We start from the raw sequence: 12,804 nt of genomic DNA, 5'->3' as shown, positions 1-12,804 counted from the left end.
GCACGCACTCGCTTCGGAGCCGCTCGGTCTGAGTTGATGATCGACACCATCTTCGCCTTGGCGACGCCGCCCGGCCGAGGGGCCATCGCAGTGATCCGTTTGTCGGGTCCCGGGGTGGAGGCCGCATTGACGGCGCTGGGCGCAACTCGCCTGAAACCGCGCATGGCGTCCGTGCGCGATCTCAGCCATGCTGGCGATCATATCGATCAGGCGCTCGTCCTGCGTTTCGTTGCGCCCAACAGCTATACGGGAGAGGACGCGGCAGAATTGCATCTGCATGGCGGTCGGGCGGTCGTCGAGGCCGCCAGCCGCGCCTTGATCGCCCTGGGCCTGCGCCCGGCGGACCCCGGCGAGTTCACGCGCCGCGCCTTCCAGAACGGCCGCATGGACTTGGCGCAGGCCGAGGCGGTCGCCGATCTGATCGACGCGGAAACCAGCGCCCAGGCCAAACAGGCCTTGGGGCAGTTGGACGGCAAGCTCAGCCAAACCTACGCCGGGTTCCGTCGTGACCTTCTCCACGCCTTGGCCTTGGTCGAAGCCGAGATCGATTTTCCCGATGAAGAGGTGCCGGATAATCTGGCCCGTACGGCGGGGCCGGTATTGGACCGACTCGGCGCCGACCTGAGACGCGCGGCCGATACGGGGCGGCGTGGCGAACGGGTGAGAGACGGTTATCGCATCGTCCTGGTCGGAGAGACGAACGCCGGCAAGTCGTCGCTGTTCAACGCCCTCGTTGCGCGTGAGGCGGCCATCGTGACGCCGATCGCCGGCACCACGCGGGATGTGCTGGATGCGGATCTGGTGATCGGCGGCTATGCCGTGACATTGTCGGATACGGCCGGCTTGAGAGACAGCGATGACCCGGTCGAGGCCGAGGGCGTGCGCCGCGCCCGGCTTCGCGCCGAACACGCCGACCTCCGTCTTTGGGTTCGCGCACCTGGCGACCCAGACGGGGTGGCTGCGGCCTACATCGAGGATGGCGATCTAATCGTCGCGACCAAGTCCGACCTTGGCGTCATTTTAGCACGCGGCGGCTATGAGACCCTGGCGGTCAGCACCACCACTGGCGACGGCTTGGCCGAGCTTCGGGACTGGATTGCTGCTCGTCTTGCGCAAGATCTATCAGGCGCTGACTTCCCAGCTGTAACCCAGGAACGGCATCGGCTACGTTTGCTTGAGGCGCTGGAAAGCGTCGATGCCGCGCGCGTTGCGCTCGATGTCGCGCCGGAAATGGCTGGCGATGATCTGAGACGGGCTGCCGATGCTCTGGCGCGCGTTACGGGTGCGATCGGTGTCGAGGACATTCTGGGCGAGGTCTTTTCGACCTTCTGCATCGGAAAGTAGGTCTAGCCATACCGGCGTTTCACGTGAAACAGAGTTGAGTTGCAGCTCGATGGGACCTGCCCGCCTCTGGCGATCATACCCATTTTGCCCTATGTGGCGGCGATGATTTCTCCCCCTGATCTCCTCGTCGACGTCGTCGTTATCGGCGGCGGCCATGCCGGATGTGAAGCGGCGGCGGCTTCTGCGCGAGCCGGTGCCAACACGGTTCTGCTGACACAGAAGCTGGAGACGATTGGCGAGATGTCGTGCAACCCGGCCATCGGAGGGCTGGGGAAGGGTCATCTGGTTCGCGAGATCGACGCCATGGACGGCGTCATGGGACGGTTGGCCGATGTGTCCGGCATCCAATTCCGCCTCCTGAACCGATCCAAGGGCGCCGCCGTTCGGGGTCCGCGCAGTCAGATCGACCGCCGCCTCTATCGCGAGGCCATGCAGGCCGAACTGAAGGGCACGCCCAACCTGACTCTGATGGCGGGGACGGCCGAGCGGCTTATCGTTGAAGGCGGCCGTGTAGTTGGGGTCGTCACCGGCGCGGGAGAGACGGTTCGCGCCGGGGCGGTCGTCCTGACGACCGGCACCTTCCTGAACGGCGTCATTCATCGCGGCGACGAGCGAACCCCGGCGGGGCGGCATGGTGAGGAGCCCTCGACGGGTCTTGCCGCCGATCTTCATGCCGCCGACCTGATGATGGGACGTCTGAAGACAGGCACGCCCGCACGCCTGGACGGTCGGACGATCGCCTGGGACCGTCTGGAAATGCAGCAGGCGGACAATACGCCGTCCGCCTTTTCCTTCCTTACCGACCGGATCGACGTGCCCCAGATCGCCTGCGGCGTGACGCATACGACCGAGGAAACTCATCGGATCATCGCTGAGAACCTTGGCGAGAGTGCCGTCTACGGCGGCAAGCTGTCGGGCCGGGGGCCGCGGTATTGTCCGTCGATCGAAGACAAGGTCGTTCGGTTCGCCGACAAGACCAGCCATCAGATATTCCTGGAGCCGGAAGGTTTGGACGATCCAACGGTTTATCCCAATGGGATTTCGACCTCGGTATCGGAGCCGACACAACTCGCCTTCTTGCGTACCATTCCCGGCCTGGAAGCGGTTGAGGTTTTCCGATACGGCTACGCCATCGAATACGACTACGTCGATCCGCGCGAGCTGACAGCAGCGCTGGAGGTCAAGAAGCGTCCCGGGCTGTATCTGGCCGGACAGATCAACGGCACGACCGGCTATGAGGAAGCGGCGGCTCAGGGTCTGATGGGGGGGCTGAACGCCGCGCGGTCAGCGGCCGGGCAGGAGCCGGTGATCCTGGGGCGTGATCAGGCCTATATCGGCGTCATGATCGACGATCTGGTGACGCGCGGCGTCACCGAGCCGTATCGGATGTTCACCAGCCGGGCGGAGTATCGGCTGACGCTGCGAGCGGACAACGCCGACCTTCGACTGACGCCGCTTGCGATTGCGTTGGGCATTGTCAACGAAGAGCGGCGAGTTCGTTTTGAAGCCAAAGCCTCGGCGCTTGCAGCAGCGAGCGCTGTTTCACGTGAAACACTATTCAAACCCAATGAAGCCGGTGCGCTTGGCATCGCGGTCAATGCTGACGGCCGTCGGCGGTCGATGCGTGAACTTCTGGCCTTCCCCGATGTGACATTGGATCAGTTCGTTTCGGCAGTGCCCATCATCGCCGATTGGACCGACGATGTTCGCGAGCAGGTTCAAATCGACGCTGCCTACGCCAACTATCTGGATCGACAGTCGCAGGATGCGGATGCGCTGAAGGCGGAGGAGGGGCTGATGCTTCCGACCGATCTCGACTATGGCGCCGTTGGCGGCTTGTCGAACGAGGTGAAGGAAAAGCTGGCGCGCGTTCAACCTCGCACCTTGGGCCAGGCCGGTCGGATCGAGGGCATGACGCCTGGCGCTTTGACGGCGCTGCTGGCCTATGTGAAGCGCGCGCCCAAGGCGTCGGTCGCGGCCTGATGTTGGAGGCAGAACAAGAGGCGTTCCGCGCACGCGCCAATGCATCTGCTGCACAGATCGCCGACCTCGAGGCCTTTCGATTGCGGTTGGTCGAGGCCAATGCGGTGATGAACCTTGTGGGGCCCGATAGCCTGCCAGACTTCTGGAACCGTCATGTCTGGGACAGTGCGCAACTGCTCGATCTGGCGCCGGACGCGAACACCTGGGCGGATCTCGGGGCAGGGGCCGGCTTTCCCGGACTGGTCCTTTCCATCATGCTGAAGGGTCGGGACGGGGCGCATGTCTGGCTGATCGACAGCCTGGCCAAGCGCTGTCGGTTTCTTCAAGAGGTGGTGGATGCGCTGTCCTTGCCGGCGACGGTCATCGTCGGTCGGGCGGAGGCGCAAGCCGTGACGTGTGACATCGTCACTGCCCGCGCCGTGGCCCCGATGGACAGACTGTTGGGTTATGCACAGCCCTGCTTCCAAAGAGGTGCAAAAGGTCTGTTCCTGAAGGGGGAACGTGCCGAATCCGAGTTGATCGAAGCGCGGAAATCCTGGCATTTCGAGGCTGAACTGGCCCCGTCGCAAAGCGACGTGCGCGGCCGCATCGTGACAATCCGGAGCCTCCGCCGTGCCCGCTCAACGCGCTAGAAAGCCCGCCCGCGTCCTCGCTGTGTCCAATCAGAAGGGCGGGGTCGGCAAGACGACGACGGCGATTAACCTCGGCACTGCGCTGGCCGCCATCGGCGAGCGGGTGCTGATCGTGGATATGGACCCGCAGGGCAATGCCTCGACGGGCTTGGGTGTTCCACGTGAAACACGGCGCGTCACCATCTACGATGTTGTCGTGGATCAGCGCTCCATCGCCGATGCCTCGGTGCAGACGACGGTGCCAGGTCTGTGGATCGTGCCCGCCGACGCCGACATGTCGGGCGTCGAGATCGAACTGAGCCAGGCGGATCGCCGGTCTTATCGGCTGCGCGACGCCCTGCGCGCCCACGACGACGGACCTACCGCGTATGACTATGTACTGATCGACTGCCCGCCGTCGCTGAACCTTCTGACGCTGAATGCGATGGCGGCGGCGGACGCGGTGCTGGTGCCGCTACAGTGCGAGTTCTTCGCCCTGGAAGGGCTAAGCCAGCTGATGCGCACCATCGATATGGTCAAGCACAGCCTTAACCCATCGCTGGAAATCCAGGGCCTGGTCCTGACCATGTTCGACCGTCGCAGCGCCCTGTCGGGACAGGTGGCGAACGACGTCCGCGCCCACTTCGGCGACAAGGTCTATGAGAGTGTGATCCCGCGTAACGTCCGGGTCGCCGAGGCGCCGTCGTTCGGCAAGCCCGCGCTGATCTATGACCTGAAGTGTGCGGGCAGCCAGGCCTATCTGCGGCTGGCCAAGGAAGTGGTGAAGCGCGAACGCCAGCGCCTGAAGCTGGCCGCCTGAGTTTATTTAGAAACGGAACAGTATCTTGGCTGAACGACAAAGAGGTCTGGGCCGCGGCCTGTCGGCGCTGATGGGGCAGGACGCCGAAGCGCCGGTCGCATCTGACGCGCCCGTGCCCGCCGGTGTGCAACGCGTGCCGATCGAAAGCCTGAAGCCTAATCCCGACCAGCCCCGCAAGACCTTCCGCCAGGAGGATCTGGAGGAATTGACCGCCTCGATCCGCGACAAGGGCGTGCTGCAGCCGATCCTGGTGCGGACTCAACCGGGCGAGGACGGCGTCTGGCAGATCATCGCCGGCGAACGCCGCTGGCGCGCGTCGCAGGCGGCGCGCCTGACCGAGGTGCCGATCGTGGTCCACGAGATGGACGACGTCGAAGTGTTCGAGGTCGCCATCGTCGAGAATGTCCAGCGGGCGGACCTGAATCCGCTGGAAGAGGCCGAGGCCTACCGCGTGCTGATGGAGCGCTTCGGACGGACGCAGGATGCGGTGGCGGGCGTGGTCGGCAAGAGCCGCAGCCATGTGGCCAACACCATGCGCCTGCTGCAACTGCCCGAGCGGGTGCTGTTCTATGTGCGCGAAGGCAACCTGTCCGCAGGTCACGCCCGGGCGCTGATCAATACGCCCGATCCGGGCCAGTTGGCGGACATCGCCTTTGTGGATGGTCTGAGCGTCCGCGAGACCGAGGCCCTGGCGCGCCGTGCGGTGGAGGGGCCGAAGCCGACGAAGGCGAAGTCGGCGCCGGCGGCCGGAAGCGGGGAGGGGGCGGCCGATGTCGCCGCCCTGCAGCAGGATCTGGCCGATGCGCTGGGCCTGAAGGTGCAGTTGTCGGACAAGGGCGGAAAGGGCGAACTGACGATCGGCTACGGTTCGCTGGAGCAGCTCGACGACCTGTGCCGCCGTTTGATGCGCGGCTGACCTGCGGACTGTGCTAGGGTGTCGATATGACTGAAGACACGACACCCACTGCCGCCGACAAGCTGAAACAGGCGCTTGTCGCCAAGAAGGCCAAGGCGGATCATGGGTTCAATGCGCAACCCAACGCCAAGGCGGAAGAGAAGGCTGTGTCGGCGCGCAACGTCGCCATGGCCCAGCCCGCCTTCCGCAAGGCCTCCAAGCGCGGCTAGGGCTACAGCCCCAACCGTCTGGCGCGACCTGCGATTTCCAGCAGCAGGCGTTCGGCGATCAGTTGGTCCGGCATTCCGGTCGTCTTGGTGGCGACATCGGCCGTGTTGATGCTGTCCAGGACCTCGTCCAGGGCTTCGAGCCGCCAGGACCGCGCCTGACGCAGCATTTCCGCCTCTTGCTTCCAGAAGACACCGGCCGCCTTGGCGGCCTCCTTGGCGTTCGCGCCGTTGGCCTGCAAGATATTGATCCGGCGCAGCTTTCCGAGATGGATCGCGGCGGAGCGAACGGCGAGCACCGACGATTCGCCCTCGGCGAAGGCGCGCCTGAGTCCCGCCTGCGCCGGACCGGGCCGCGCGCCGAAGGCCTGAAGCGCCGCATCCGACAGGGAGGCGTCCGGCTCGACGCCGAGATGATGTTCCAGCGCGTCCATATCCAGCGTCTTGCCGGAGCCGGGGCCGATGAACAGGGCCAGCCGCTCGATCTCCTGCCGCATTAAGCCCCGCTCGCGCGGCAGGCGCGCGACGAAACGGTCCAGGGCGTCGGACGTCAGGCCCACCTTGTCGGCGGCCAGGGCTTCACGGACCATGCGGGCGACATCGCCGGTCTCGTCCTCGTAGCAGACGATGCCGACCGCGCCGTTTTCCTTCTCGGCCGCTTTTCTGAGCGCGGATTCACGGCCTAGCTGGTCGGCCTCGACCACCATCATGGCGTCGGGATTGTAGCCGCCGTCGGCGTGGATTTTCAGCGCGGCGGCGACCGCCTTGTCCACGCCGGGCTTCAGCGCCGACAGACGGATGCGCACCAGACGACGGCCGCCCATCAGGGACATGGCCGTCAGCGCCTCTTCCAGCTTCGTTTCATCGGCATCGATGTCGCTGTCGGTCAGGACAGTGACGTTGAAGGGGTCGTTCAGATCGGGCGTGACCGTCTTGCACAGCACTTCGGCCCGCTCGGCGACGCCCGACCGGTCCTTGCCGTGGATCACCGCCGCCCGGATCGCCGGATCGGGCGCCTTCAGAAAGCGATCGATCTCGGGGCGTTTGGCCAGGATCACGGGTTCGACAGCGCCTGCATCAGATCCAGTCGGATCAGGCGAGCCAGCTCGGCGGCGGCGCGCTCCTCGCCGTCCTGCTGGGCGGCGATGGCGGCATAGGGCTGATCGGCGGCAGCGTAGGTTGTGGTGACGGTTTCCGTGCCGCTGACAGGCGTTCCCCCGGCAGCCGGGGTCAGGGTCCATGTCGCCTTGACCGTGAGTTCATAGCGGGTGGCGGTGTCGTCGATGCGGCGACCCAGCGAGCGGCGGTTCTGCTGGACCTCTGTCGTCAGGCGATACAGCGGCGTCGCGCCGCGATCCCAGGCCAGGACGTCTTCCAGCTGCTCGCGCAGGCGATAGCCCAGGCGGTCGTCCTGGGTCGTGACGGCGATCCGGCGCAGGGACGACCCCACGGCCGGCTCGGCGTACATGGGCGTGAAGCCGCAGGCGGACACCGCCAGAGATGCGAGAACCGCGAGAGCCGCCGCAATACGCATCAGCCGGCCACCAGGTTGACGATGCGGTCCTTGACCACGACGATCTTCTTCACGCTCAGACCCTCCAGCCGCGCCTTGACCGTTTCGTCGGCCAGGACCAGGGCTTCGACCTCGGACGGCTCCATGCCGCGCGGCACGCGGATTTCCGCGCGACGCTTGCCGTTGATCTGGATGGGCAGGACCACCTCGTCGTCGGCCGCGAGCGCAGCGTCCCACACGGGCCACGGCGCGTCCAGAACCATCCCGTCTTCCCCCAGCCGCGTCCAGGCTTCTTCGGCCAGGTGCGGGGTGAAGGGGGCGATCAGACGGGCCAGCGCCGACAGCGCCTGACGCTTGGCGTCGCCACCGGCCTGGGCATTGTCGCGAATGGTGGCGACGAAGGCGTAGAGCTTGGCGATGGCCGAGTTGAAGCGGAAGCCTTCTACCCCTTCGGACACGGCCTTGATGGCCTTGTGCGTCTCGCGCACCAGCTCGGCGTTGGCCTTGTCCTCGCCCGCGAAACCGGCGTCATAGGTGTCGAACAGGGTCCAGGCGCGCTGGACGAAGCGGCTGGCGCCTTCGACGCCGCCGGGGGTCCATTGCACGTCTCGCTCGGGCGGGCTGTCGGACAGGACGAACAGGCGACCGGCGTCCACGCCGTGGCTTTCCAGGATTTCGGCCGGCGCGACGACGTTCTTCTTTGACTTGGACATCTTTTCGATGTCGCCGATGACCAAGGTCTCGCCGGTCGACAGCTGGCGGGCCGAGCGGACGCCGTTGTCGTTCTTCAGCTCCACGTCGGTCGGCTCAACCCAGGCGCCGTCGGTCCGGCGATAGGTCTCGTGGACGACCATGCCTTGGGTGAACAGGCCGGCGAACGGCTCCTTCACCGACAGCATGCCGGCGTCAGACAGGGCGCGGGTGATGAAGCGGGCGTACAGCAGGTGCAGGACCGCGTGTTCGACCCCGCCGATATATTGATCGACGGCCAGCCAGCGGTCGGCGGCGGCCTTGTCGATCGGCGCCTCGGCCGTCGGATCAGTGAAGCGGGCGAAATACCAGCTGGAATCGACGAAGGTGTCGAGCGTGTCGGTCTCGCGCGTCGCTTCGGCGCCGCACGACGGGCATTTGACGTGCTTCCAGGTCGCGTGACGCGCCAACGGGTTGCCGGGCACGTCGAAGGTCACATCGTCAGGCAGGACGACCGGCAACTGATCGGCGGGAACCTCGACGACGCCGCAGGACGCGCAGTGGATGATGGGGATCGGGCAACCCCAGTAGCGCTGGCGCGAAACGCCCCAATCGCGCAGGCGATAGATGGTCTCGGCGCGGCCCTGGCCGGCGGCCTCGACCTTGGCGATCGCGGCGGCCTTGGCGGCCTCGACGTCCATGCCGTCCAGGAAATCGGAGTTGAAGATGCGTCCCGGACCGACATAGGCCTCGGTTCCGATTTCGACTGTGTCGGCGTCGTCGGGTTTGACGACCGGCGTCACCGGCAGATCGTATTTGCGGGCGAAGTCCAGATCCCGCTGGTCGTGGGCCGGGCAGCCGAAGATGGCGCCCGAACCATAGGTCGACAGCACGAAGTTGGCGGCCCAGACGGGCAGGGTCTTGTCCGGATCGAAGGGATGGCGGACGCGAACGCCCAGATCCACGCCCAGCTTCTCGGCCTTTTCGATCTCGGCTTCGCTGGTGCCGGTCTGAGCGCAAGACTTGATGAAGTCCGCCACGTCCGGCCGATGTTCGGCGATGGCTTTGGTCAGAGGATGGTCGGGCGCCAGGGCCAGGAAGCTGGCGCCGAACAGGGTGTCGGGGCGGGTGGTGTAGACCTCGATCGGATCGCGGGCGTGGTTGGGTTCGCCCTCGGGGGAGGCGGGCAGGAAGGCCGGCGCCTCGGCGATGTCCCACCACAGGGTCGCGCCCTTGGACTTGCCGATCCAGTTCTCCTGCATCAGTCGGACCTTTTCCGGCCAGCGGTCCAGGGTCTTCAGACCGTCGATCAGGTCGTCGGCATAGTCGGTGATGCGCAGGAACCACTGGTTCAGCTTGCGCTTCTCGACCAGGGCGCCCGAGCGCCAGCCGCGTCCGTCGATCACCTGTTCGTTGGCCAGGACCGTGTTGTCGACCGGATCCCAGTTGACCACCGCATCCTTGCGATAGACCAGACCACGCCGATACAGCTCCAGGAACCAGGCCTGCTGCTTGCCGTAGTATTCCGGGTCGCAGGTGGCGAACTCACGCGACCAGTCCAGCGACAGGCCCAGCAGCTTCAGCTGCTCGCGCATGTTGGCGATGTTGGAATAGGTCCAGCCTTTCGGGTGGATGCCGCGCTCCATGGCCGCGTTCTCGGCCGGCATGCCGAAGGCGTCCCAGCCCATCGGGTGCAGAACGTCGTACCCTTGCGCGCGCTTGGATCGCGCCACTACGTCGCCCATCACATAGTTGCGGGCGTGACCCATGTGGATGTTGCCCGACGGATAGGGGAACATCTCAAGCACATAGTATTTCGGCCGGCCGGTGTCCTTCGTGACGAAGGCGGAAGCCTCGGCCCATCGGGCCTGCTGGCGGGGTTCGGCGGTCTTGGGTTCGTAACGGGCCACGGTCGTCCTGAAAGTCGAAAGGGCGCTGACGCCCTCCCGGCTCAACTAGCCCGAAGGACGACAGCGCCCAAGAAATAATGCGTTTCGGCGTTCCCAGCAGGTCCGACGAAACTAAGCCAGTCGGCGCTCAAGCAGCCGAAAGGCGGTAGCGCCAAAATAATGCGAGCGCCGGCTTCAGCCGGCGTTCGACAGGTTCAGCTGGCGCGCCTTGGTCAGGATGGCGTTTTCCAGATCGGCCTCGGTCTGGGCGGCGACCGGGGCGGCGGTCCACTGACCATCGGCGCCCTTCACTTCCTTGGTCACCGTGACGTTCAGCGCATCGGCGCGCAAACGGGTGTCCAGGATGAAGACGGTCGCTTTGAAACGCTCGTTCGGCGTCTGGGGGTTGATGTACCAGTCATAGTTGATGACGCCGCCCCACGGATCGGCGGTCAGCAGCGGCATGAAGCTGAGGGTGTCCAGCGAGGCGCGCCACAGGAAGGCGTTGACGCCGATGCCCTGTTGCACGTTCGTCTTGGGCGCAGACTTCTTGCCGCCGACGAAGGGAATGCTCGAGCAGGCCGACAGGGACGCGCCCAGGGCCACACCCGAGACCAGCACGACCGCGACGTTCCGAACCAGGGCCTTGTTGAGGCTCATCAAGAGAAGTCTCCGTAAACTCAGGGACGTGAGAGCCCTCGCCCGCACGCGCGCACGGCAATGAGAAATGCCGACTGCCAGGCTCTATAACACGGCGAAAAGGGGCGATGACAAGGCGAAGTCGGTTCCCGTCGCATCGCACGTCGCGGTGTTTTGTGAAGGGCATGTGAGATTTCGCCGGAATCCGCCCGAATCCCGTGACGCTTGAGACACATACGCCGACAACAATGCGCGGGAACCTTGTTATCGCCGGCTCATTGCGTTGACCGCGCAGACACCCGGTGTCTAATCGCGGGGTTCACGACCATATAAGGTCGGTTCAGGGTTGAAACGCCGCCTCATGGCGGGGTTCTAAGGATTTGGTATGCGGTTCGGTGGTTTCCTGGCTGTGATGATGGCGACGACGGCGATGGCCGCGTCGACGTCGGCGCTCGCCCAAAGCACGTCCGCCGTTTCCCTTTCGGAGGCCCAGGCGGCGCAGCGCAATGCGCCGGCGCCGCAGCGTCGCGGCCTGCGCCTGAACGACCGTGGCCGCTGGGGTCTGGATTTCAACCTGAACCAGCCTGTGGGTCGCGAGACCGACTGGGGTGACGTCGAGGCCGGCGCCTATTACCGCCTGAACGACCGTCTGCGTGTGGGCGCCGCCGCCGCCGTCAGCACGCCTGAAGCCGATCCGGCCCGTGCGCCCGAAACCAACGGCCGGGCCCAGCCCCGCGTCCGTCTGGAAACCATCTTCAAGTTCTGATTTCGACCGGTCAGCGAAACGCCGACTGGATCGCACTCACCGCCGCGAGGCCGCAGGTGCCTGTGCGTGCGAGCGTTGCGGAGTTCTCTGGCGTGACGCCGCCCAGCGCATAGACGGGCAGGCGGGCGGCTTTCACATGCCGTTCGAAAGTAGCGATGCCCAGGGCGGGTTTGCCTGCGGACGCGCCGCCCGCCGGAAACACCGGCGACAGGATCAGGGCGTTCAGGTCTTCGGGCGGGGGGGATAGACCGTGCCAGGCCGCCGTCAAAATCCAGCCGGGTCGGTCCGATCGAATGCGCGCCGCTTGGTCCGCCGCACGTTCGGGCAGGTGCAGCCCGTCGGCGTCGATCGCCTCGGCCAGATCGGGGTCCAGTCCGACCAGCAATTTCACGTCCCGACCGGTCGTCGCCTCACGCAAGCGATGCCCCGTCTCGACGGCATCGGAGGCGCCAAAGGCGCGATAGACCACGGCCGAACCGGCGGGCAGGCGCGCCGCCGTCTCCCACGGTCGGGGCGTGCGATCGGGGTCGGTGAAGAACAGCATCGCCGGCAAGGCTGCGGCGGCCGGGCTGACAGCGGCGGCGGCGCGGTTTAGAGCGGTCGCGGCGTTCCAGAGCGCGCGCGCATCGTCGCTGTAACCGGCCGGCAGGATCATGACCTCTTCTTCCTCCGCTTTTTCCGCCCCGTCCATCGCCGAAAGGGTCGCCGAGGTGCGGGCGCGCATCGACGCGGCCTGCCATGCAGCCGGTCGGGATCCAGCAGGCGTGACCCTGACCGCCGTTTCCAAGACGCAAGCTTCAGAGGCCATCGACGCCATCCTGGCGACGGGTCAGCGAATCTTCGGCGAAAACCGGGTGCAGGAGGCCCAGGGCCGGTGGACTGACCGTCGTGGGGCCTTGCCCGGTCTGGAACTGCGGCTGATCGGCCCCCTGCAGACCAACAAGGCCGAGGATGCAGTCGCCCTGTTCGATGTGATCGAAACCTTGGACCGTGAAAAACTGGCGCGCGCCTTGGCGCAGGCGGGTGAAAAGCGCGGCCGATCGCCGCGCGTCCTGGTCCAGGTGAACACGGGCGCGGAGCCCCAGAAGGCCGGGGTCCTGCCCGATGCCGCCGACGCCCTGATCGAAGCGGCCCGCGACACCTATGGGCTGACGGTCGAGGGTCTGATGTGCATTCCCCCGGCGGATCAGGACGCAGAGCCGCATTTTCAGATGTTGCGGGCCATGGCCGAACGCAACGGCTTGTCGGTCCTGTCGATGGGTATGAGCGGCGACTACGAGACCGCCATCCGGTGCGGCGCGACGCACGTCAGGGTCGGAACGGCCTTGTTCGGGGAACGAAATCGACCCGAAACGCCCTCTAGCTCGTAACCCGATGTGAATATTCGCACCCCCAAGCCTTGGCGCGGGGGCCAAGCCTCGCCATTG

The 12,804-nt window shown here is 65.9% G+C and carries 13 protein-coding genes; 8 read left to right on the top strand and 5 right to left on the bottom strand.

Features of this window, described 5'->3' with window-relative positions:
• Positions 1-36: 36 nt before the first annotated feature.
• The 6 genes from mnmE (at position 37) to E7T10_RS01605 (ending at position 5,883) form a co-directional block, all read left to right on the top strand.
• Positions 37-1,344 (top strand): tRNA uridine-5-carboxymethylaminomethyl(34) synthesis GTPase MnmE, encoded by a 1,308-nt coding sequence (gene mnmE, locus E7T10_RS01630; RefSeq protein WP_137720448.1) that lies wholly within the window; start codon positions 37-39, stop codon positions 1,342-1,344.
• Positions 1,345-1,446: 102 nt separating this feature from the next.
• Positions 1,447-3,327 (top strand): tRNA uridine-5-carboxymethylaminomethyl(34) synthesis enzyme MnmG, encoded by a 1,881-nt coding sequence (gene mnmG, locus E7T10_RS01625; protein WP_137720447.1) that lies wholly within the window; start codon positions 1,447-1,449, stop codon positions 3,325-3,327.
• Positions 3,327-3,959 carry a 16S rRNA (guanine(527)-N(7))-methyltransferase RsmG gene (gene rsmG, locus E7T10_RS01620; RefSeq protein ID WP_137720446.1) on the top strand — a complete coding sequence of 211 codons (633 nt, stop codon included), beginning with the start codon at positions 3,327-3,329 and terminating at the stop codon, positions 3,957-3,959. Before mnmG ends, rsmG begins: the two co-directional genes overlap by 1 nt.
• Positions 3,940-4,758 carry a ParA family protein gene (locus E7T10_RS01615; protein WP_039246649.1) on the top strand — a complete coding sequence of 273 codons (819 nt, stop codon included), beginning with the start codon at positions 3,940-3,942 and terminating at the stop codon, positions 4,756-4,758. The genes rsmG and E7T10_RS01615 overlap by 20 nt, the downstream gene beginning before the upstream one ends.
• 25 nt (positions 4,759-4,783) lie before the next feature.
• On the top strand, positions 4,784-5,674 hold the full coding sequence (locus E7T10_RS01610; protein ID WP_137720445.1) for a ParB/RepB/Spo0J family partition protein: 891 nt from the start codon (positions 4,784-4,786) through the stop codon (positions 5,672-5,674).
• A 26-nt stretch (positions 5,675-5,700) separates the two neighbouring features.
• Positions 5,701-5,883 (top strand): hypothetical protein, encoded by a 183-nt coding sequence (locus tag E7T10_RS01605; RefSeq protein WP_137720444.1) that lies wholly within the window; start codon positions 5,701-5,703, stop codon positions 5,881-5,883.
• Positions 5,884-5,885: 2 nt separating this feature from the next.
• On the opposite strand, the gene holA is transcribed toward E7T10_RS01605, so the two are convergent.
• The 4 genes from holA to E7T10_RS01585 all read right to left on the bottom strand — a co-directional run bounded on the left by holA (position 5,886) and on the right by E7T10_RS01585 (position 10,632).
• Entirely contained in the window at positions 5,886-6,938 is a 1,053-nt protein-coding gene (gene holA / locus E7T10_RS01600) for a DNA polymerase III subunit delta (RefSeq protein ID WP_137720443.1), read from the bottom strand.
• The gene (gene lptE, locus E7T10_RS01595; protein ID WP_039246643.1) at positions 6,935-7,414 is read right to left on the bottom strand and encodes an LPS assembly lipoprotein LptE; all 480 of its coding nucleotides are present in this window, start codon (positions 7,412-7,414) and stop codon (positions 6,935-6,937) included. Before lptE ends, holA begins: the two co-directional genes overlap by 4 nt.
• Positions 7,414-9,993: a leucine--tRNA ligase gene (gene leuS / locus E7T10_RS01590; protein WP_137720442.1), complete on the bottom strand. Its 2,580-nt coding sequence runs from the start codon at positions 9,991-9,993 to the stop codon at positions 7,414-7,416. The genes lptE and leuS overlap by 1 nt, the downstream gene beginning before the upstream one ends.
• A 174-nt stretch (positions 9,994-10,167) precedes the next feature.
• Complete coding sequence (locus E7T10_RS01585; RefSeq protein ID WP_017505409.1) at positions 10,168-10,632, bottom strand: DUF3576 domain-containing protein; 465 nt, start codon at positions 10,630-10,632, stop codon at positions 10,168-10,170.
• Positions 10,633-10,996: 364 nt separating this feature from the next.
• Between E7T10_RS01585 and E7T10_RS01580 the strand changes: the two genes are divergently transcribed.
• Positions 10,997-11,377 (top strand): NtrZ family periplasmic regulatory protein, encoded by a 381-nt coding sequence (locus E7T10_RS01580; RefSeq protein WP_039246640.1) that lies wholly within the window; start codon positions 10,997-10,999, stop codon positions 11,375-11,377.
• Positions 11,378-11,387: 10 nt separating this feature from the next.
• Here E7T10_RS01580 and E7T10_RS01575 read toward each other — a convergent pair whose 3' ends face one another.
• The gene (locus E7T10_RS01575) at positions 11,388-12,032 is read right to left on the bottom strand and encodes a thiamine phosphate synthase (protein WP_210416133.1); all 645 of its coding nucleotides are present in this window, start codon (positions 12,030-12,032) and stop codon (positions 11,388-11,390) included.
• On the opposite strand from E7T10_RS01575, the gene E7T10_RS01570 reads away from it, so the two are divergent.
• Positions 12,031-12,747, top strand: coding sequence for a YggS family pyridoxal phosphate-dependent enzyme (locus E7T10_RS01570; protein ID WP_137720440.1), 717 nt, complete (start codon positions 12,031-12,033; stop codon positions 12,745-12,747). The genes E7T10_RS01575 and E7T10_RS01570 overlap by 2 nt on opposite strands.
• Positions 12,748-12,804: the final 57 nt, after the last annotated feature.

The sequence above is a fragment of the Brevundimonas sp. SGAir0440 genome, from assembly GCF_005484585.1.
In the GTDB taxonomy this organism is placed as follows: domain Bacteria; phylum Pseudomonadota; class Alphaproteobacteria; order Caulobacterales; family Caulobacteraceae; genus Brevundimonas.
Note: the sequence above shows the minus strand (reverse complement) of the source record. Positions and strands in the feature narration are given on the sequence as shown.

Excerpts from the sequence above, each read along its gene's own strand:
- lptE (WP_039246643.1), bottom strand. The coding sequence starts at position 7,414 with ATGCGTATTGCGGCGGCTCTCGCGGTTCTCGCATCTCTGGCGGTGTCC.
- mnmG (WP_137720447.1), top strand. The coding sequence starts at position 1,447 with ATGATTTCTCCCCCTGATCTCCTCGTCGACGTCGTCGTTATCGGCGGC.
- E7T10_RS01570 (WP_137720440.1), top strand. The coding sequence starts at position 12,031 with ATGACCTCTTCTTCCTCCGCTTTTTCCGCCCCGTCCATCGCCGAAAGG.
- E7T10_RS01575 (WP_210416133.1), bottom strand. The coding sequence starts at position 12,032 with ATGATCCTGCCGGCCGGTTACAGCGACGATGCGCGCGCGCTCTGGAAC.
- E7T10_RS01585 (WP_017505409.1), bottom strand. The coding sequence starts at position 10,632 with ATGAGCCTCAACAAGGCCCTGGTTCGGAACGTCGCGGTCGTGCTGGTC.
- E7T10_RS01605 (WP_137720444.1), top strand. The coding sequence starts at position 5,701 with ATGACTGAAGACACGACACCCACTGCCGCCGACAAGCTGAAACAGGCG.
- rsmG (WP_137720446.1), top strand. The coding sequence starts at position 3,327 with ATGTTGGAGGCAGAACAAGAGGCGTTCCGCGCACGCGCCAATGCATCT.
- E7T10_RS01580 (WP_039246640.1), top strand. The coding sequence starts at position 10,997 with ATGCGGTTCGGTGGTTTCCTGGCTGTGATGATGGCGACGACGGCGATG.
- mnmE (WP_137720448.1), top strand. The coding sequence starts at position 37 with ATGATCGACACCATCTTCGCCTTGGCGACGCCGCCCGGCCGAGGGGCC.